This window comes from Nocardioides islandensis (genome assembly GCF_015352455.1).
Classification (GTDB): domain Bacteria; phylum Actinomycetota; class Actinomycetes; order Propionibacteriales; family Nocardioidaceae; genus Nocardioides; species Nocardioides islandensis.
Map to the genome: position 1 here is coordinate 297,506 of NZ_JADKPN010000001.1, position 18,849 is coordinate 316,354.

Sequence of the window (18,849 nt, forward strand, 5' to 3'; positions counted from 1 at the left end):
TCGGGAGGAGCATCACGTGAGCCCAACGGTCGAGCCGTTGATCGTGCCGATGGCGACGCTGATCGATGCGTCGTTCGTCGACTACCTGATCCTGGTCATCTACTTCGCCTTCGTGCTCGGCATCGGGTTCCTGGCGAAGTCGCAGGTCTCGGAGTCGATGGACTTCTTCCTGTCCGGGCGCTCGTTGCCCGCGTGGGTGACCGGCCTGGCCTTCATCTCGGCGAACCTCGGCGCCGTCGAGATCATGGGCATGTCCGCCAACGGTGCAGACTTCGGGCTGCCGGCGGTGCACTACTTCTGGGTCGGCGCGATCCCGGCGATGCTCTTCCTCGGCGTCGTGATGATGCCGTTCTACTACGGCTCGAAGGTGCGGTCGGTCCCGGAGTTCATGCTCCGCCGCTTCGGCCAGGGCGCCCACCTGGTCAACGCGATCTCGTTCGCCGTGGCCCAGCTGCTGATCGCGGGGGTGAACCTCTACCTGCTCGGCAGCATCGTGCACGCGCTGCTCGGGTGGCCGCTGCCCGTCGCGCTCATCGTGGCCGCCCTCATCGTGCTGTCCTACATCACCCTCGGCGGACTCTCGGCCGCGATCTACAACGAGGTGCTCCAGTTCTTCATCATCGTGGCCGCGCTGGCCCCGCTGACGATCCTCGGCCTGCACCGGGTCGGCGGCTGGAACGGGCTGACCGACAAGATCACGGCGGCCGGGGACGCCGGCCACGGACCGCCCGCGGACCAGCAGCTCAACTCGTGGCCCGGCCAGGCGCTGTCCGGGTTCGACTCGTCGTTCTGGTCGGTGGTCGGCATCGTGTTCGGCCTGGGCTTCGTCCTGTCCTTCGGCTACTGGACGACGAACTTCGTCGAGGTCCAGCGCGCGATGGCGTCGGACTCCATCTCCTCGGCCCGCAAGACGCCGATCATCGGCGCCTTCCCGAAGATGTTCGTACCGTTCATCACGATCATCCCGGGCATGATCGCGGCGGTGCTGGTCACCGACATCGCCAAGGTGAAGGCCGGCGAGACCGTGCCCGGCGGGTCGTCGGGAGACGGGGTGACCTACAACGACTCCCTGATCCTGCTGATGCGAGACCTCCTGCCCAACGGCCTGCTGGGCCTGGCGATCACGGGTCTGCTCGCGGCGTTCATGGCGGGCATGGCGGCCAACATCTCGGCGTTCAACACCGTCTTCTCCTACGACCTGTGGGCCGACTACGTCGTCAAGGACCGCGACGACGACTACTACCTGCGCATCGGCCGCATCGCGACCGTCGCTGCGACCGCCATCGCCATCTTCACCGCGACGCTGGCGGCGAACTTCTCCAACGTCATGGACTACCTCCAGGTGCTGTTCGGGTTCTTCAACGCCCCGCTGTTCGCGACGTTCATCCTCGGCATGTTCTGGAAGCGGATGACCCCCACGGCCGGCTGGGTCGGCCTCGTGTCCGGCACGCTGTCGGCGGTCGCGGTCGCCTTTCTCAGCGAGGACGCCTTCGGCAGCTGGAGCACCGGCGTGATCCCGCTCGGCGGTCAGGGCGCGGCGTTCCTGGCTGCCTCGGTCGCCTTCGTCGTCGACATCGCGCTGAGCGTCGGGGTGTCGATGGTGACCGAGCCCAAGCCCGCCTCGGAGCTCCGGGGACTGGTGTACTCCGAGACACCCGTGGAGGACCGCACCGACCCGAACGAGGCGACCTACCCGTGGTACCGCCGCACCGTGCCCCTCGCGAGCATCGCGCTGGTCATGGTCATCGTCCTCAACACGATCTTCTAGGGAAGGAGTCGAGATGAGCGACACCTCTGCCACCGCGAGGCGCAAGCCCGGTCACACCGCCGGTCTCCTCGACATCCGCAACATCATCGGCTCGCTGCTCGCGATCGACGGACTGATCCTGCTGCTCGCCGGCATCTTCGCCGACACCGAGGAGGAGAAGACCGGCGGCATCAACGCCAACCTCTGGGCCGGCCTGGTGCTGCTCGTCGTCGGCGTCGCCTTCATCGCCTGGTGCCGGCTGCGGCCGGTCGTCGTCCCCGACGACTACGACGCCGACCACGACGAGGGTCGTCCGGAGGGGCACTAGCCGGCCGAGTTGCGCCCCCGGCACCGCCGAGCTGCGTCCCCGGCACCGCCGAGATGCGCCACCGGCACCTCCGACGGTCCGGCAGGGCTGGCTCGTACGTACCGGAAACGCAACTCGCAGGTACCGGAAGCGCAACTCGGCCTAGAGACCGAGCAGCGCGACCAGCTCGTCGCGCGACGGGCCGGGGGCGTACGGCGGCCGCCAGCCGCCGGCGTACACGGCCCGGGCGCGCTCGCGGACCGGGTCGAGCGACGCGGGGAGGCCGGTCATGGAGGCCCAGGGGCCGACGGCCGCGGCGATCTCCGGGTCCTGGCCCGCGGCCTCGAGGACCAGGTCGGAGGGGATGCGTCCCTCGAGGTCGATGTCCTGACCCGACCAGCGTCGCGCGAGCCCCTCGTCGATCTCGATGTGGTCGACGACCCATGGCTGCATCGTCGTGTCGCACCAGTCGGCGTACCGCTCGGCCACCGCATCGACGTCGGGCTCGTCGTCGAGCAGCCGCAGCAGCTCGGCCACCTGCAGGAGCGAGGTGGCCACGCCACGGCCGAAGATCGGCGTGGTCGTGCACACGGAGTCCCCGGCGAAGAGCAGCCCGGGCAGCAGCAGGGCGCCGTCGGGCCGGCGGTGCGAGCGGTAGACGTTGAGCAGGTTGCCGCCGGTGAGCGCCGACGTCACCGGCACCGCTCGCTCCGGGTCGGTCCAGTCGGCCAGGCCCGGGACCGCCCGGCACGCAGCGTCGAAGACGTGCGTCTCCCGCAGCTGGGTGAGCTGCTTGTCCTTGCTGCCGCGGATGAGGATGACCGAGAACAGCCCGTGCTCGTGGGGGAAGATCAGCACCAGGTAGCCGAGGTGGTCGCTGAAGTACGCCATCGGCGTGGACATCGGCCCCGGCTCCGCGTCGCGACGCAGGCGGTAGACGCGGTCCACGTAGGCGATCCCGCACGCGCCACCCAGTCCCGCGCGCTCACCCAGGTCGGCGGTCGCCCGCCCCGAGCGACCGGACGCGTCCACGACGACGTCGGCCGGCAGCTCCTCGCCGTCCACGTGCAGACCGGCGGCCCGACCGCCCACGACCAACACCTCGTCGGCATGGCCGCGCCGGATCGTCAAGCCCGCTTGGGCTTCCGCGGTCGAGCGCACGGCACGCTCGAAGGTCTCCCGCGTCGACCTCACCCCGAGCAGGGCGTCGTCGACGTACGCCGGCTCGGCGCCCAGGGCCAGCCACGCGTCGTACGCGTCGGGCATCTCGGCTCGGGCGACGGCCACGGCGGTGCTGCGGAACAGGTGCGCGTGGTGGAACTGCATGACGCCCTTGCGCGGCCAGGTGTGCTGATCGGGCGGGCCCGGGTCGCGGTCGACCAGGGTGACGGTGTGGCCGCGGCGGGCGAGGGCGGTGCCGAGCACGAGCCCGGTGGGGCCCGCTCCGACCACGGCGACGCGCACGCGTCGATTCTGTTCCCCAAATGACTGTGTGACGAGACGTTGGCCGCCTACGGTGAGCGCGTGGAGCTGACCTCACGGTCGGCCATCCGGGGGGTCGCACCGCAGCGCGTGGTGGACGTGGTCCAGGAGTGCCTGGGGACCGCGGACGACGAGGCGCGCACGCAGGTGCTGGTGGCCCCCGAGCTCGGCGGCTGGACCACGCTCACCTGGCCGGCGTACTTCGCCCCGCGCGACCTCGACGTCTGCCGCGTGCTCTCGCGCGAGCTGCGTGCCGTCGTCAGCGCCGTCACGACGACCACCGACGAGGGCTGGTCGCACCACCTCTTCGGCTGCGGCACCGAGCTCGACCGCTTCCACTCCTACCCCGCCGGGCTGGCCTGGGACGACGGCGACGTGCACGCGCTGGCGCAGGAGTGGCGCGGCGACTTCGAGCTCGTCGCGCGCGTGGCGGGAGTCGATGCGTGTGCGGTACGCCGGCACTTCTGCCAGGCGACCCCGGCCGCGCGCGACCACCCCGGCCGCGACCGCGACGGCTACCTGGGGCTGTGGGCCGCCCTCGGGATCCGCGTGCCCGACGCGTCGTACGCCGCGGTGCCGGTCGCCCCAGTCTGGTCCGCCGTCACAGCAGGCTGAGCAGGTGGGGCTCGAGCCGTTCCTGGTGCTCGGGGTCGCTGAGGAACGGCACCCGGTCGGGGTGCGGCAGTAGACCGACCACGTCCATCACGTCGAAGTACGGCTGGGGCTCGCGGCCCGTCAACGCGACGTACTCGGCGCCGAACCGGTCGGCCACCTCGGTCCCGTGGTGGATCGCCAGGATGCTCCGGGTGTGCGCCACGTCGAGCCAGGCCGGGCCCCACGACGTCTCGACCCAGTCCACGATGCCGGTGAGGCGGTCACCGACCCACAGCAGGTTGCGCGGCGAGAAGTCGCGGTGCAGGAACGTCCCGTCGTACGCCGGCGGGTCCTGCTCCAGGATCGCGAAGGCCTGCTCCCACGCCGCCGGGACGCGCGCCCAGGGCGGGACCACCCGCTTGGCCGGGACGGCCCACGACTGGTAGTCCCGGGGACGCACGGCGGGCCGCAGGGCGTGGACGTCCGCCATCGTGCGGGCCAGCGTCGCGAGATCAGCCGCAGAGCCGCGCCCGAGGTCCAGGGTCCCGGGGAGCATCGACATGAGGTGAGCCGGGTCGCCGGCATGCTCCCCCGTCGCGTCGAGCGCGATCGACCGCGGGGCGGGTACGTCGGTGTCCGCGAGCATCAGCTGCGTCTCGTGCTCGCGGGTCGTGAGCTCGGCGCCGTGGGTGCGCCAGGGTTCGTTGGTCATCAGCCGCAGCACGCTCTGCGCGCCGGACTCGTCGGTGAGCTTGAGCATCGTCGACGTCCAGCCTCCGCTGAGCGGCTCGACCTCGAGGACCGCTCGACCCAGCTCCTGCTCGGCCCACGCGACACCCGTGCCTCCGTTGGTCGAGGAAGGCGCGGTGACGCCTGTCACGAGACCACCGGCTGGTTTCGTGACGGGACTTCGTCCCGCCTCGACCAGCGGGGCATTTAATGCGGCTGCCAGGCGTCTTCGTCGGCGGTCAGCGCGGTGACCGCGGGCGGCAGCGAGGCGCCGGCGAGGTCCGCGAGGCTGACGTTCTCGAACACCTCGCGCAGTGCGGAGCGCGCGGCGATCCAGACGAGCTGGAGCACCTCGGCCTTCTCGTTGTACGAGACCGCCTCGGGGCGCACGCCGTACACGGAGACGAGCGGTCCGTCGACGGCGCGGATCACGTCGGCGACGGTGACGTCCTTGGGGTCGCGGTTCATCCGCCAGCCACCGGACTGCCCGCGTTGAGCGATGACCACGCCGGCCTTGCGGAGGTCGGCCAGGATCGCCTGGAGGAACCCGTGGGGGATGTCCTGGAGGCGCCCGAGCTCCTCCGCGCTCACCGGGCGCGCGTCGTCACGCGAGGACATCTCGAGGAGCGCACGGAGTGCGTAGTCGGTCTTGGCGGACACCCGCATGCGCGCATTGTTCCAGAGATGTCCACTCATTCAGTCGTGTCACTCGGTCTAGCCGCCAATTCCCGGGAGATCGAGGAGCGTCGGCGCGCACCGGAGCGCAAGCGACGGGACGCGCGACACGTCTCGAGATTCGTGACCGGGGAGGCCCGGTGAGCCGGGTCACTTCTCGCCAGAGTCCTTGCCGCCCCTCGTCCGTCGGGGCAGAATGAAGTTACTGACGAGTAGCAAGCCGCATTTCCGACACGAACAGGTGGGGCTGGTTTCCGATGGGCCACTACAGGAGCAACATCCGCGACATCGAGTTCAACCTCTTCGAGGTGCTCGGCCGCGACGAGCTGTTGGGCACCGGTCCCTTCGCGGACGTGGACACCGACACCGTCAAGGAGGTGCTCCGCGAGGTCGACCGGCTGGCGCGCGAGGACCTGGCGGCGTCGTTCGAGGACGCCGACCGCAACCCCCCGACGTTCGACCCGGAGACCCACGAGGCCCCGCTGCCCGAGGCCTTCAAGAAGAGCTACCACGCGTGGATGGACGCCGAGTACTGGCGGCTGATGACGATGGCCGAGCTCGGCGGCACGCCCGCGCCGTCCAGCGTGGGCTGGGCCCTCGGCGAGCTCGTGCTGGGCGCCAACCCGGCGATCTGGATGTACGGCGCCGGCCCGATGTTCGCCGGCGTCGTGCAGCGCAACGGCAACGAGCGCGACAAGAAGATCGCCCGCCTGATCGTCGACAAGGGCTGGAACACCACGATGGTGCTGACCGAGCCGGATGCCGGCTCGGACGTCGGCTCGGGGCGCACCAAGGCCACGCCGAACGACGACGGCACCTGGAACATCACCGGCGTGAAGCGCTTCATCACCTCCGGTGAGAGCGACCTCTGCGAGAACATCGTGCACCTCGTGCTCGCCCGCCCCTCGGGTGTCGAAGGAGCCGGCGGGCCGGGGACCAAGGGACTGTCCCTGTTCATCGTCCCCAAGCACCACTTCGACCCGGAGACCGGCGAGCTGACCGGCGAGCGCAACGGCGTCTACGTCACCGGCGTCGAGCACAAGATGGGCATCAAGGTCTCCAACACCTGCGAGGTCACCTTCGGCGACCCGGGCGTCGGCGGCGGCGAGCCGGCCCGCGGCTGGCTGCTCGGCGAGGTGCACAACGGCATCGCGCAGATGTTCCAGGTCATCGAGAACGCCCGGATGATGGTGGGCACCAAGGCGATCGCCACGCTGTCGACGGGGTACCTCAACGCGCTCGAGTACGCCAAGGAGCGCGTCCAGGGCGCCGACCTCACCCAGGCCGCGGACAAGACGGCCCCGCGCGTGACGATCACCCACCACCCCGACGTACGTCGCTCGCTGATGACGCAGAAGTCGTACGCCGAGGCGATGCGCTCGCTGGTCCTGTACGCCGCGTCGTGGCAGGACCGCGTCATGGTCGCCGAGCACAACGGGGAGACCGACGAGCTGGCGATGGCGGTCAACGACCTGCTGCTGCCGATCGTGAAGGGCTACGGCTCGGAGCGCTCGTGGGTGCTGCTCGGCACCGAGTCCCTGCAGACGCTCGGTGGCTCGGGGTTCCTGACCGAGTACCCGATCGAGCAGTACGTCCGCGACGCCAAGATCGACACCCTCTACGAGGGCACGACGGCGATCCAGGGCCAGGACTTCTTCTTCCGCAAGATCGTCAAGGACCAGGGTCGCGCCCTCGGTCACCTGGCCAAGGAGATCGAGTCGTTCATCGCCTCCGAGGCGGGGAACGGCCGGCTCAAGGTCGAGCGGGCCCTGCTCGCCACGGCGCTCGAGGACGCCAACGCGATCGTCGGCGCGATGATCAACGACCTGATGGCCTCCGACCCCTCGGCCGAGGGCGGCGACGCCCGCAACGTCTACAAGGTCGGCCTCAACACCTCGCGCCTGCTGATGGCGCTCGGTGACGTGGTCTGCGCGTGGCTGCTGCTGCGCGGTGCCGACGTGGCGCTGAGCAAGCTGGCCGGCGAGGTGTCCGGCAAGGACAAGTCCTTCTACGAGGGCAAGATCGCGGCGGCGCAGTTCTTCGCGCAGAACGTCCTGCCGAAGCTCGCCGCCGAGCGGGCCATCGCCGAGCACACCGACCTCGCGCTGATGGACCTGTCGGAGGATGCCTTCTGATTCCTGGCTAGGGTCGCGGCGTGCTCGCCGCGACCCTGACCGGCTTGCTGACCGGCCTGTCGCTGATCGTGGCGATCGGCGCGCAGAACGCCTACGTCCTGCGCCAGGGCCTCGCCCGCGACCGGGTCGGGGTGGTCGTCGCGATCTGCGCGGCGTCCGACGTGCTGCTGATCGTCGCGGGCGTCGCAGGTGTCGGCGTGCTCGTCGAGAACGCCGGGTGGGCCCTCGACGCGGTCCGCTGGCTGGGCGTCGCGTTCCTCACGGTGTACGGCGTGATGTCGCTGTGGCGCGCCCGCTCACCGGAGGCACTGCGAGCGGCGGACGCGCCGGCCAGCAGCCTGGGCGGGGTCGCCGCACGCGCTCTCGCGCTGACCTGGCTGAACCCGCACGTCTACCTCGACACCGTCCTGTTGCTCGGATCGCTGGCCGCCAGCCACGGTCCGGGCGGCCGGTGGGGGTTCGCCGTCGGGGCCGGGCTCGCGAGCGTCGCCTGGTTCCTCGGTCTCGGCTACGGCGCCCGCCTGCTGAGTCCCCTGCTCGCGCGGCCCCGTGCGTGGCAGGTCCTCGACGTCCTGATCGGCCTGACCATGCTCACGATCGCGGTGTCGCTCGCCGTGTCGGGCTAGGTCAGACGTCGGCGACCGGCTCGCCGGCGCTCGGCATCCCCGGCTCGTCCTGGGGCGGCTCGAAGCCGTGCTGCAGGCACCAGACCACGGCCTGGCTGCGGCTGGTCACGCCGATGCGGCGGTACGCCGAGCGGATGTAGGACTTCACCGAGTTGATGGAGAGGAAGCACTCGTCGGCGATCTGCTGGTTGCTCAGGCCCAGGGTGAGCAGACGAAGGATCTCGGTCTCGCGCGGGGTGAGGCCGACCTCCTCGCCGAGGACGGCGTACGCCGCCCCGTGCTCGGCGCCGGGACCGGACGCGTCCGGCTGGCCGTCGCCGGCGACCGCGGAGCGGATCACCTCGAGGATCTCGTCCACGTCGGTGGCCATCGAGACGCAGGCGTCGACGCCCTTGGCGACGGCACGAGCGGCCAGGTCCGGGCGGAGGTCGCGCGCCATCGCGACGACGGCGGAGTCGGTGTCCTTGACGTAGCGGTCGAGGTCGTCGCCGTCGCCCTCGTGGAGACCGAAGACGTCGTACAGGATCACGTCGGGCAGCTGGTCGTCCGGTGCGCCGAGGTCGAGCGGCACCACCTCGATCGCGCCGGGCCGGGTGGCGAACATGCCCTCGAGACCGGTGTGCACGATGTCGTGCGCGCTGACGATGGCCGCGCTGATCGGACCGGCTCCCTCCTCCATGGGGGGTACTCTCGCACACCCCTCCACGTCAGCGCCCTAGGCTCCCGGTGATGAACGGTCCCGCATGGTTGAGCCGGATTCGCGACGAAATACGCGTCACGTCGTGACCTCGACATCCGTCGTCACCGGCCCCTCGCCCGGCGGGCTGGGACAGTACGTCGCGGCCGGCCTCGCGCGGCGCGGTGACCGTGTCGTGCTGGCCGGTCGCACCCGCTCGCGCCTCGAGGAGACGGCTGCCGCGATCCGCGCCGACGTACCTCGCGCCCGCATCGAGCTGCTCGACCTCGACCTCGCCGAGCTGGCCACGGTCCGGTCCGCCGCTGCTCGTGCGGCCGACCTGGGCCCGCTCGGGCTGCTGGTCAACAACGCGGGCGTGATGGCGCCGCCGTACACCCGCACGGCGGACGGCCTCGACCTCCAGATGGCCACCAACCACTGGGGTCCGTTCCTGCTCACCGGTCTGCTGCTGCCGCAGCTCGTCGCCGGCGGCGACTCGCGCGTGGTCACCGTGTCGAGCGTCGGGCACCGGCTCGCCCGGCACGCTCCCCTGCACGACCCGCGGTCCAAGCCGCACCCGTACTCGCGGTGGGCGGTGTACGGGCAGACGAAGGTGGCCAACCTGCTCTTCACCTTCGAGCTCGACCGGAGGCTGGCCGCGGTCGGGCTGCCGGTGAGGGCGCTGGCCGCGCATCCGGGTCTCGCCGGTACGCACCTGTTCGCCAACGGCCAGGTCGGCGGGTTCACGGGCGCGGTCGGCTCGATCCTCGACGCCGCGCAGCGAGCGGTCTCGCAGTCGGCGGCCGAGGGCGCACGCCCCGTGCTCATGGCCGCGACCGCGGACCTGCCGGGGTCGACGTACGTCGGTCCGACCGGGTTCCGCGAGGCGCGCGGCGAGCCGGGCCTCGTCGGCTGCAGCGACCTGGCGCGCGACCCCGACGCGGCGCGGCGCCTGTGGGAGCTCAGCGAGGAGACGGTAGGGCTGCGGTATCCCTGAGCTGGGCGCGCAGCGGTGACGTCCAGGCCACGACGACCGCGACCACGTGGGTCAGGGAGAGCACGACGAGCGTGCCGACCAGACCCAGCCAGCCGACCAGGGCCCCGGCCACGAAGGCGCCGCCGGTCCACCCCATGCCCCACGCCAGCATCCGGCCCGCGGTGTTCACCCGGCCCAGCAGGTGCTCGGGCGTCACCTGCTGGCGGTAGGTGATCGAGTTGACCACGACCAGCTGGTAGGCGACGCCCCACAGGACCAGGGTGATGCCGGCCAGCCACCACGAGGTGACCAGCGGCAGCACGACCGCGAAGGCCGCCGCCACCGGGGACGCCACCAGGGCGATCGCAGCGGCGGGCACGCGGCGTACGAGCCAGGGCAGCGCGAGCGAGGCGGCCAGCCCGCCGACCGAGAACGCGCCGAAGACCAGCCCGAACCGGAGACCCTCCGTCCCGACGCCCAGCCGCTGGTCGATCCAGACGACCATCAGCGCCACGAAGCCACCCGCGCCCAGGCACTGGAGGAACCCGATGATCGTGAAGGTGCGCACGCCCGCGTGCCGGACCAGGTAGCCGAGCCCCTCGCGGATGTCGCCGAGGACCTGGCGGACGGTGAGCGGCGGACGCTCGCGCGTCGCGTCGTACGTCGGGCGCACGATGCCCGCGATCAGCGCGGCGGAGACCGCGAAGGTCAGGCTGTCGAAGCCGAGCAGCCACGCCGGGTGGAGGAAGGCGAGGGCCAGGCCGACGAGAGAGGGGACGGCCATCTCCACCACGGACTGCGCCGCCCACGAGATCGAGTTGGCCTCCGCGATCCGGTCCCGGCCCACGAGCGTCGGCAGCGCGCCGAAGACCGCACCGTCGAAGAAGACGCCGATCGTCGGGCCGAGGAACGCGACGACGAGCACGTGCGGCACGGTCACCTCGGCGAACAGGTCGGCCAGCGGCAGGGTGACGACGAGCAGCGCGCTGAGGACGTCGGCCCGCACCATCACCTTCTGGCGGTTCCACCGGTCGGTCAGGGCGCCGGAGAAGAGACCGAAGAGGAGGTACGGCGCGGCCTCGCACGCCGCGACCAGCGCCGTGAGGGATGCGGACCCGCTCGAGCGGTAGACGATGATCGGCAAGGTGATGAGCGTGACGATGTTGCCGGCGCCCGAGAGCACCCGCGACACGAGGTAGCGCAGGTAGTCACGGTCACGGAGGAGGGAGCTCATCGGCTGCTCTCCCCCTTCACGTACTCGGCCGCGTCGAGCCCGGTCCCGTCCGACGCGCCTCGGACGCTAGCAACCTGTTCCCGCCCGGTCGAGGCGGTCAGGAGGGTGCCGCCATCGCCGAGACACCGCCGTACCGGAAGTGCCTCGTCACCCGGGTGGACGAGGCCGTGGGGCGTTCGCGCTGGTTCTAGCGCCGTACTTCGGCGTCGTTCCTGCCTCTTCGGCGTCGTTGCAACGACGCCGAACGTCCGGGATACCCGCTCGAGCGGGTATCCCGACCCCTCAGCCCAACCCCACCCGCGCCGCAGCCGCCAGGATCGCGGCGGCGGAGCGGTCGATGTCGGCCTCGGTGGTGGTGGCGTTGGAGACCGAGATGCGGATCAGGCGCTGGTCGTGCCAGGTGGTGGCGCCGAGCCAGCACGTACCGTCCCGCTGCACGGCCTCCACGATCGCGTCGGTCCGCGTCGACGGGTCGTCGTCCTTGAGCGAGGTGTCCCCGAACCCGACCAGCACCTGGTTGAGCACCACGTCGTTGTGGATGGTCGCCCCGCCCTCGGCGAGCCGCTCGGCCATCCGGCCGGCGAGCAGGCAGCACCGCTCGACGAGGTCGGCCACGCCGGACCGTCCGAGCTCGCGCAGCGCCGCCCAGACCGCGAAGCCGCGAGCCCGGCGCGAGGAGTCCGGGACCAGGTCGCCGAGGGAGAAGTCGGTGCGGCCGGAGCCGGCGAGGTACGCCGCGGAGTACGCCATCGATGTCCCGTGCACGACCGGGTCGCGGACGATCGCCAGCCCGCTGTCGTAGGGCACGTTCAGCCACTTGTGCGCGTCGGTGGCCCACGAGTCGGCCCGCTCGACGCCGTCGACGAGGTGCGCCCGCTGGGGTGACGACGCCGCCCAGAGCCCGAAGGCGCCGTCGACGTGCACCCAGGCACCGGCCTCGTGAGCGAGCGGGATCGCGCTCGCGAAGGCGTCCGAGGCGCCGGTGTTCACGTTGCCGGCCTGGAGGCAGACGATCGTGGGTCGCTCGGGCTCGGTGGCCAGCACCTTCTCCAGGTCGGCGACGTCGATCCTTCCCTGGTCGTCGGTGAGCACGCCGATCAGGGACGCCGTGCCGAGCCCGAGCAGCCGCAGCGACCGGTCGACGGTCGCGTGCCGCTCGAAGCCGCTGACCACCCGCACGCGGGGAGCGCCGATGAGGCCGTCCGTCTCGACGTCGTACCCCGCCCGCTCCAGCACCTGGTGCCGGCCGCACGCCAGGCCGACGGTGTTCGCCGCCTGGGCGCCGGTGACGAACCCGACCGAGGCGCCGCTCGGCAGGCCGAGCAGGTCCTTGACCCAGCCGCCCGCCGCGCGCTCCGCGGCCTCGGCGGCCGGCGACATCAGCGGGTTGAATGAGTTCTGGTCCCAGCCGACGGCCAGGATGTCGGCGGCCGCGGCCGCGGGGGTCGAGCCGCCGGTGACGAACCCGAAGTACCGCGGACCGACCGAGCCGACGAGGTGCCCCTCCGCCGCGGCGAGCAGGTCGTCGAGCACCTGCGACGCCGGCGTCGGGCCGTCCGGCAGCGCACCACCGAACGCCGCCCAGGCGTCCTCGCGCGACGCCGTCCCGGCCACCGGTCGCTCGCCGACCCCGTCGCGGAACGCGGCGCCTTCTCGAGCGGCACGGACGAAGAGGTCCTCGAGCCCGCTCACTCGCCCACCCGCTGGCCGACTCGCTGGGTCGTGGTGAACAGCGCCGAGTAGGCGTTGAGCGCCTGCTGTCCGCCGAGGTGCGCGTACAGCACCGTCGAGTCCCTGGGGATCGTGCCGTCGCGCACCAGGTCGATGAGACCGGCCATCGACTTGCCCTCGTAGACCGGGTCGAGGATCACGCCCTCGAGCTGGCCGGTGAGCCGGATCGCGTCGAGCGTGGACTGCACGGGGATGCCGTACAGGTCCCCGGCCCATCCCTCCCGCACGTCGATCTCGTCGTCGCGCAGGTCACGGCCGACGTCGATGAGCTCGGCGGTACGCCGCGCGATCCGGCCGACCTGCTCGCGCGTCTTGTCCAACGTGGCGCTCGCGTCGATGCCGATCACCGTGCGGGGCCGGCCGCCCGCGGCCTCGAGCGCCGCGAACCCGGCGATCATCCCGGCGTGGGTCGACCCGGTCACCGTGCAGACCACGACCGTGTCGAAGAAGACGCCGAGCTGCTCCTCCTGCTGCGCGACCTCGAAGGCCCAGTTCGCGAAGCCCAGCCCGCCGAGCGGGTGGTCGCTGGCGCCGGCCGGGATGGCGTACGGCGTCCCTCCCCGCTCCTCGACGTCCGCGATCGCCTGCTTCCACGAGTCGCGGAACCCGATGTCGAACCCGGCCTCGTCGAGACGGACCTCAGCGCCCATGATCCGGCTGAGCATGATGTTGCCGACCCGGTCGTTGACCGAGTCCGGCCAGTCGACCCACTTCTCCTGCACCAGCACGCACGCCATGCCGAGGTGCGCGGCGACGGCCGCGACCTGTCGGGTGTGGTTGGACTGGTAGCCGCCGATGCTGACCAGGGTGTCCGCGCCCTGGGCGATCGCCTCGGGGACGAGGTACTCCAGCTTGCGCACCTTGTTGCCGCCGTACGCCAGCCCGCTGCTCACGTCCTCGCGCTTGGCCCAGATGTTCGCCCCGCCGAGGTGAGCGCCGAGCCGCTTGAGCTCGTGCACGGGGCTCGGCCCGAACGTCAGGGGGTACCGCGGGAAGTCGGCGATGCTCATGCCGGAACGCTACTGAATCGATGGTCGAGGAGGTGGCGCTGGGAACCGTCAGCGCTTGACTCCAGCGTCCCTCCTCGACCAGCGGTCAGTGCTTGTTGTCCGCCGCCCAGAGGTCGGTGAGGCCCTTGAAGTGCGCCATGAACTGGTCGTGCTCGTGGGCGGGGTACATCGACACGACGGTCTCGCGCAGCAGGCGCTCGAAGTCCTTCGAGGTCACCCAGTCGTGGACCTGCTCGTCGAGGTGCGGGAGGTTCTCGGCGCACCACTGCCAGTACCTCGCGCTGTCGAAGTGCTCGTCCGCGAGGGCCAGGTACGCCGTGATCTTGGCGTCGTAGGAGAGCGAATCGTCGTCGGCGATCTCGAAGTACCTGCGGGTGTGCAGGTCGACGCGGCCCTTGCGGCCGGTGGCGAGGGTGAAGACCGACCAGCGCACCAGCGCCGAGATCGCCCACGGGAAGTAGTAGTGCAGCGACGTGACCGCGACGTCGGGGCAGGCGTTGGCGTAGTCGATCGGGTAGACCTCGTCGTCGGCCACCAGCATCTCGCATGAGTTGAACTCCCAGCCGAAGAAGGCGTTCACGATGCGGGAGATGGCGACCGCCTCGCCGCCGGCCTTCTCGCTGAGGAAGCCGTGCGAGACGGCGTACCGGTTGTGCATCGGCTCGTCCGGCTGGAACTTCATCACCATCGTCTCGGGCCCGATGGACAGCGCCCGCGCGAAGTGCTCGTACTCGACGGTGGCCTGGAGGTGCATCAGCATCTCGCCGGACTCGTCGTACGCCTGGTGCAGGTCGTCGCGGTTGTTGATCCGCGAGACGCCGCGCCAGCCGCCGCCGTCGAACGGCTTCATGTACATCGGGTAGCCGAGCTCCTCGGCGATCTTGTCGAGGTCGAAGGGCTGGTTGTACTTCTGCGAGGTGTAGGCCCAGCGCACGTTGTCGACGGGGTTCTTGTAGGGCACCAGGATCGTGCGCGGCACCTTGAGCCCGAGGCGGAGCATGGCGCAGTACGCCGAGTGCTTCTCCATCGACTGGAACGTGAACGGGCTGTTGAGCAGGTAGGTCCCGTTGACCAGCGCGGCCTTCTTGAGCCACTCGCGCGGGTGGTAGTACCAGTAGGCGAGCCGGTCGATCACCAGCTCGGTGCGCACGGGGTCCACCAGGTCGAACGGTTCGATCGTCAGGCGCTCGCTGCGGAAGGTGTGCGTGCTCCCGTCGGCGAGCTGGATCTTGCCGACCCGCCCCAGGATCGCCTCGAACGCTTGCGGCCAGTCTTCCTCGGCTCCCAGCAGCAGGCCGATCAGGTGGTCAGGCATCCTCGCTCCTCTCCGTGTCGTGCGCCTGGGGGTCCAGCACTTCCAAGCGGATCCGCTTGTTGTCCTTGCCCTTGCTCTCGGTGCCGGTGACGCGCACCGCACCCACCTCCGCCGTCGAGAGCACGTGCGTGCCGCCGTCGGCCTGCTTGTCCAGGCCGACGATGTCGATGATCCGCAGCGGGTCGATCGCCTGGGGGATCAGGTTCGCGCTGGTGCGGATCAGCGCGGGGTCCGCGTCGGCCAGGCTCCGCGGCACGAAGTCGACCAGGATCTCGTGCGCCTTCGCGATCTCCTCGTTGATCCGCTTCTCGACCTGCGCGCCGAGGTCGGCGGACATCGACGGGAACGGGAAGTCGAGCCGGCCCTTGAGGGGCTCCATGTTGCCGCCGGTGACCGGGATCCCGTGGTCGGCCCAGATCACGCCGCACAGGATGTGCAGCGCGGTGTGGGTGCGCATCAGCTGGTGGCGCCGGGTCCAGTCCAGGACGCCCTGCACCTCGGTGCCCTCGGAGATGTCGAGGTCGAGGTCGAGGTCGCCGACCGTGTGCCAGATCGCGCCGCCCTCCCGGCGTACCGACGTGACGAACAGCGTCCCCTCGCTGCTCTGGATGGTGCCGAGGTCGTGCGGCTGACCGCCGCCGCCCGGGTAGAACGCCGTCCGGTCCAGCCGGATCCGGACGCCCTCGCGGTCCACCTCGACCACCTGGGCGGCGAACTCGGTCGTGTAGGCGTCCACCGCGAACAGCTCGGTCGCGGCGAGATCGGGTGGCGCCCAGTGGGAAGGTCTGCCGGGGACGGCCATCCATCGACCCTAGCGAGAGCAGGGCTCGTGCGTCAGGGTGGCAGCATGCCCTCTGACCCCGGCTCACGTGCTGGAACCCTCGCCACCCCCGACGACCTGGTCGACGTCGCGCACCTCGTGACGGCGTACTACACGGGCGTTCCGGACCCCGAGAACATCGACCAGCAGGTCGCGTTCGGCACCAGCGGTCACCGCGGCAGCAGCCTCAGGACGGCGTTCAACGAGACGCACATCCTCGCGACCACGCAGGCGATCTGCGACTACCGCAAGGAGCAGGGGTACGACGGGCCGCTGTTCATCGGTCGCGACACCCACGGCCTCTCCGAACCGGCCTGGGCGACGGCCCTCGAGGTGCTGGCCGCCAACGACGTGACGGTCCTGGTCGACTGGGCCGACCGGTACACGCCGACGCCTGCGGTCTCGCACGCCATCATCAAGGCGAACGGCGGCCGGCAGACCGGGTCGGGCCTCGCCGACGGCATCGTCGTCACGCCGTCGCACAACCCGCCGTCCGACGGCGGCTTCAAGTACAACCCTCCGCACGGTGGCCCGGCCGACACCGACGCTACCTCGGTGATCGCCGCCCGCGCCAACGAGCTGATCAAGGCGGGGCTGGGCGAGGTGAGGCGCATCCCGTTCGCGCGAGCGCGTGCGGCCGCGTCGTCGTACGACTTCATGGGCGAGTACGTCGGCGACCTGCCGTCCGTCGTGGACGTCGAGGCGATCCGGGCCGCGGGCGTGCGGATCGGTGCCGACCCGCTCGGCGGCGCGTCGGTCGACTACTGGGGCGCGATCGGCGAGCGGCACGGCCTCGAGCTGACCGTGGTGAACCCGTTGGTGGACCCGACGTGGCGGTTCATGACGCTGGACTGGGACGGCAAGATCCGGATGGACTGCTCGTCGCCGTCGGCGATGGCGTCCCTGATCGGCCGCAAGGACGACTACGACATCGCCACCGGCAACGACGCGGACGCCGACCGGCACGGCATCGTCACGCCGGACGCCGGCCTGATGAACCCCAACCACTACCTGGCCGTCGCGATCGGCTACCTGTTCGGCGGCGCCCGCCCCGGCTGGCCGGAGACCGCCCGCATCGGCAAGACGCTTGTTTCTTCCTCGATGATCGACCGCGTCGCCTCAGGACTGGACAACGGAAGGGGGAAGCCGCTGGTCGAGGTGCCGGTCGGCTTCAAGTGGTTCGTCCCGGGCCTGATCGACGGGTCGTTCGGGTTCGGCGGCGAGGAGTCCGCGGGCGCGTCGTTCCTGCGGATGGACGGCTCGTCGTGGACCACCGACAAGGACGGCATCCTGCTCTGCCTGCTGGCCTCCGAGATCCTCGCGAAGACCGGCGAGACCCCGTCGAGGCACTACGCCGAGCTGGTGGCGAAGTACGGCGACCCGGCGTACGCCCGCGTCGACGCCCCCGCCAACCGCGAGCAGAAGGCCAAGCTCGCCGCCCTCTCGCCTTCCGACGTCTCCGCGACGTCACTCGCCGGGGAACCCATCACGGCCAAGCTCACCGAGGCTCCCGGCAACGGCGCCAAGATCGGCGGCCTCAAGGTGACGACCGAGAGCGCCTGGTTCGCGGCCCGCCCGTCCGGCACCGAGGACGTCTACAAGATCTACGCCGAGTCGTTCCGCGGGCCGGACCACCTGGCGGAGGTGCAGGCCGCGGCGCGGGAGGTCGTGTCAGCAGCGCTGGGCGCCTGAACCGGCTCGGGTGTCGATGTCGAAGACGGTCCCGGCCGCTCGACGTACGAGCGAGAACGCACCAGTCCAGCTATCGGTAGGAGTGAGGAAATGCCGCGTTTCATGGGATTCGTCCGGATGGAAGAGGGCGTCGGTACGCCGCCGCAGTCACTGTTCGACGCGATGGACGCCTACATCGGGGAGCGGGCCGCCAACGGCACCTTCCTCGACGGCGGCGGGCTGTACGGGACCGAGGACGCCGTGAACTTCATCGTGCGCGACGGGACGGTCAGCCGGGTCGACGGGCCGTACGCCGAGGCCAAGGAGGTCGTCGGCGGCTGGTCGCTGCTGCAGTACGACAGCCTCGAGGACGCCGTGGCCGACCAGCAGGCGTTCGCCGACCTGCACGCGCAGCACTGGCCCGAGGCCAGCATCGTGGCCACCCTGCGCCAGGTCCAGGACGAGCCGCCTGTTCCCGAGGGCTGACGAGGCGGAGGGCTGCCCCTCCCGCGACTGATCAGCGGCGCCGTGTCCACCCGGCGGAACCGACGAGCGGCCCGGGACCCCTCATGGGGTCCGGGCCGTTCGCGCTGGCGCATACCGGTCGCATACCGGCCGTGGGGCGGCCGCATACCGGGTGGGAGGACAACTTCGGCAGTCGGAGGCCACCAGGGCCTCGAAAGCCCGAAGGAACAGATCGATGAACGCTTCCACAGCAACCCGCCACTCCGCCGGACGCCAGCTGGTCGCAGCAACTCTCACTGCAGGGGTCTCCTCGGGACTGGCCGCGACGCTGCTCATGGCCACCATGGCCATCTCCACTGCTGCCCCGACCCGGACCGACGGCCAGGGCGGCGGCTCCGGCCCGGTCGACAAGGGGCACCTCGTGGAGGTCGCCTGCTTCACCACCCCGCACGACTGGGACGTCGCCCTCGAGGGTCCGCTGCCCCGATGCCACCGGTCGGTCCGCTAGCTCGGCCGCAGACGTGGGGATCTGCGTCCGACGCATACCAGGTGCATACCGGTGCGCGATACGTGGTGCTGCATGAGCGCAGCACCACGTCACCGCGTCCAAGCCACTTCCAGCGCCGACTTCGGCCGCATCGCCGGTGTTGACGTAC

General features: G+C 70.9%; 18 protein-coding genes. 9 read left to right on the plus strand and 9 right to left on the minus strand.

The window, feature by feature from the left end; genetic code table 11:
* Positions 1–43 precede the first annotated feature (43 nt).
* Both ISU07_RS01455 and ISU07_RS01460 read left to right on the plus strand, forming a co-directional pair.
* The gene (locus tag ISU07_RS01455) at positions 44–1,768 is read left to right on the plus strand and encodes a sodium:solute symporter family protein (protein ID WP_194705683.1); all 1,725 of its coding nucleotides are present in this window, start codon (positions 44–46) and stop codon (positions 1,766–1,768) included.
* Positions 1,769–1,781: 13 nt separating this feature from the next.
* Entirely contained in the window at positions 1,782–2,075 is a 294-nt protein-coding gene (locus ISU07_RS01460; RefSeq protein ID WP_194704969.1) for a hypothetical protein, read from the plus strand.
* 141 nt (positions 2,076–2,216) lie between these two features.
* Here ISU07_RS01460 and ISU07_RS01465 read toward each other — a convergent pair whose 3' ends face one another.
* Positions 2,217–3,518: an FAD-dependent oxidoreductase gene (locus tag ISU07_RS01465; RefSeq protein WP_194704970.1), complete on the minus strand. Its 1,302-nt coding sequence runs from the start codon at positions 3,516–3,518 to the stop codon at positions 2,217–2,219.
* Between the two features lie 60 nt (positions 3,519–3,578).
* Here ISU07_RS01465 and ISU07_RS01470 point away from each other — a divergent pair, with 60 nt between their 5' ends.
* The gene (locus ISU07_RS01470) at positions 3,579–4,151 is read left to right on the plus strand and encodes a hypothetical protein (RefSeq protein WP_194704971.1); all 573 of its coding nucleotides are present in this window, start codon (positions 3,579–3,581) and stop codon (positions 4,149–4,151) included.
* Here the strand turns inward: ISU07_RS01470 and ISU07_RS01475 are convergent.
* Both ISU07_RS01475 and ISU07_RS01480 read right to left on the minus strand, forming a co-directional pair.
* Positions 4,138–5,010 carry a phosphotransferase family protein gene (locus ISU07_RS01475; RefSeq protein ID WP_194704972.1) on the minus strand — a complete coding sequence of 291 codons (873 nt, stop codon included), beginning with the start codon at positions 5,008–5,010 and terminating at the stop codon, positions 4,138–4,140. The two genes, ISU07_RS01470 and ISU07_RS01475, sit on opposite strands and share 14 nt — an antisense overlap.
* Before the next feature lie 56 nt (positions 5,011–5,066).
* Positions 5,067–5,525 (minus strand): RrF2 family transcriptional regulator, encoded by a 459-nt coding sequence (locus ISU07_RS01480; protein ID WP_194704973.1) that lies wholly within the window; start codon positions 5,523–5,525, stop codon positions 5,067–5,069.
* A 266-nt stretch (positions 5,526–5,791) separates the two neighbouring features.
* Here ISU07_RS01480 and ISU07_RS01485 point away from each other — a divergent pair, with 266 nt between their 5' ends.
* A complete protein-coding gene (locus ISU07_RS01485; RefSeq protein WP_194704974.1) occupies positions 5,792–7,669 on the plus strand; it encodes an acyl-CoA dehydrogenase in 1,878 nt (625 codons plus the stop codon).
* A 20-nt stretch (positions 7,670–7,689) separates the two neighbouring features.
* Complete coding sequence (locus ISU07_RS01490; protein WP_194704975.1) at positions 7,690–8,295, plus strand: LysE/ArgO family amino acid transporter; 606 nt, start codon at positions 7,690–7,692, stop codon at positions 8,293–8,295.
* A gap of 1 nt (position 8,296) precedes the next feature.
* Here ISU07_RS01490 and ISU07_RS01495 read toward each other — a convergent pair whose 3' ends face one another.
* Positions 8,297–8,974, minus strand: a complete 678-nt coding sequence (locus ISU07_RS01495; protein ID WP_194704976.1) for a response regulator transcription factor — start codon at positions 8,972–8,974, stop codon at positions 8,297–8,299.
* Positions 8,975–9,077: 103 nt separating this feature from the next.
* Here ISU07_RS01495 and ISU07_RS01500 point away from each other — a divergent pair, with 103 nt between their 5' ends.
* Positions 9,078–9,968: an SDR family NAD(P)-dependent oxidoreductase gene (locus tag ISU07_RS01500; protein WP_323742359.1), complete on the plus strand. Its 891-nt coding sequence runs from the start codon at positions 9,078–9,080 to the stop codon at positions 9,966–9,968.
* On the opposite strand, the gene ISU07_RS01505 is transcribed toward ISU07_RS01500, so the two are convergent.
* The 5 genes from ISU07_RS01505 to ISU07_RS01525 all read right to left on the minus strand — a co-directional run bounded on the left by ISU07_RS01505 (position 9,934) and on the right by ISU07_RS01525 (position 16,039).
* Positions 9,934–11,181: an MFS transporter gene (locus ISU07_RS01505; RefSeq protein WP_194704978.1), complete on the minus strand. Its 1,248-nt coding sequence runs from the start codon at positions 11,179–11,181 to the stop codon at positions 9,934–9,936. The genes ISU07_RS01500 and ISU07_RS01505 overlap by 35 nt on opposite strands.
* A gap of 282 nt (positions 11,182–11,463) precedes the next feature.
* Positions 11,464–12,873, minus strand: coding sequence for a pyridoxal phosphate-dependent decarboxylase family protein (locus ISU07_RS01510; RefSeq protein WP_194704979.1), 1,410 nt, complete (start codon positions 12,871–12,873; stop codon positions 11,464–11,466).
* Positions 12,870–13,922, minus strand: a complete 1,053-nt coding sequence (locus ISU07_RS01515; RefSeq protein WP_194704980.1) for a 1-aminocyclopropane-1-carboxylate deaminase — start codon at positions 13,920–13,922, stop codon at positions 12,870–12,872. Before ISU07_RS01515 ends, ISU07_RS01510 begins: the two co-directional genes overlap by 4 nt.
* 85 nt (positions 13,923–14,007) lie before the next feature.
* Complete coding sequence (locus ISU07_RS01520) at positions 14,008–15,237, minus strand: ATP-grasp domain-containing protein (RefSeq protein WP_194704981.1); 1,230 nt, start codon at positions 15,235–15,237, stop codon at positions 14,008–14,010.
* Positions 15,230–16,039: an alanyl-tRNA editing protein gene (locus ISU07_RS01525; protein WP_194704982.1), complete on the minus strand. Its 810-nt coding sequence runs from the start codon at positions 16,037–16,039 to the stop codon at positions 15,230–15,232. Before ISU07_RS01525 ends, ISU07_RS01520 begins: the two co-directional genes overlap by 8 nt.
* A 45-nt stretch (positions 16,040–16,084) precedes the next feature.
* Between ISU07_RS01525 and pgm the strand changes: the two genes are divergently transcribed.
* From pgm to ISU07_RS01540, 3 genes are all read left to right on the plus strand, one after another.
* Entirely contained in the window at positions 16,085–17,749 is a 1,665-nt protein-coding gene (gene pgm, locus ISU07_RS01530; RefSeq protein ID WP_194704983.1) for a phosphoglucomutase (alpha-D-glucose-1,6-bisphosphate-dependent), read from the plus strand.
* A 90-nt stretch (positions 17,750–17,839) separates the two neighbouring features.
* Positions 17,840–18,214, plus strand: coding sequence for a YciI family protein (locus ISU07_RS01535; RefSeq protein ID WP_194704984.1), 375 nt, complete (start codon positions 17,840–17,842; stop codon positions 18,212–18,214).
* A gap of 214 nt (positions 18,215–18,428) precedes the next feature.
* Complete coding sequence (locus ISU07_RS01540; RefSeq protein WP_194704985.1) at positions 18,429–18,701, plus strand: hypothetical protein; 273 nt, start codon at positions 18,429–18,431, stop codon at positions 18,699–18,701.
* Positions 18,702–18,849: the final 148 nt, after the last annotated feature.

What these genes read in the sequence shown, in the direction of transcription:
- ISU07_RS01460 (WP_194704969.1), top strand. Translation starts at nt 1,782, where the DNA reads ATGAGCGACACCTCTGCCACCGCGAGGCGCAAGCCCGGTCACACCGCC.
- ISU07_RS01480 (WP_194704973.1), bottom strand. Translation starts at nt 5,525, where the DNA reads ATGCGGGTGTCCGCCAAGACCGACTACGCACTCCGTGCGCTCCTCGAG.
- ISU07_RS01485 (WP_194704974.1), top strand. Translation starts at nt 5,792, where the DNA reads ATGGGCCACTACAGGAGCAACATCCGCGACATCGAGTTCAACCTCTTC.
- ISU07_RS01495 (WP_194704976.1), bottom strand. Translation starts at nt 8,974, where the DNA reads ATGGAGGAGGGAGCCGGTCCGATCAGCGCGGCCATCGTCAGCGCGCAC.
- ISU07_RS01505 (WP_194704978.1), bottom strand. Translation starts at nt 11,181, where the DNA reads ATGAGCTCCCTCCTCCGTGACCGTGACTACCTGCGCTACCTCGTGTCG.
- ISU07_RS01515 (WP_194704980.1), bottom strand. Translation starts at nt 13,922, where the DNA reads ATGAGCATCGCCGACTTCCCGCGGTACCCCCTGACGTTCGGGCCGAGC.
- ISU07_RS01520 (WP_194704981.1), bottom strand. Translation starts at nt 15,237, where the DNA reads ATGCCTGACCACCTGATCGGCCTGCTGCTGGGAGCCGAGGAAGACTGG.
- ISU07_RS01525 (WP_194704982.1), bottom strand. Translation starts at nt 16,039, where the DNA reads ATGGCCGTCCCCGGCAGACCTTCCCACTGGGCGCCACCCGATCTCGCC.
- pgm (WP_194704983.1), top strand. Translation starts at nt 16,085, where the DNA reads ATGCCCTCTGACCCCGGCTCACGTGCTGGAACCCTCGCCACCCCCGAC.
- ISU07_RS01535 (WP_194704984.1), top strand. Translation starts at nt 17,840, where the DNA reads ATGCCGCGTTTCATGGGATTCGTCCGGATGGAAGAGGGCGTCGGTACG.
- ISU07_RS01540 (WP_194704985.1), top strand. Translation starts at nt 18,429, where the DNA reads ATGAACGCTTCCACAGCAACCCGCCACTCCGCCGGACGCCAGCTGGTC.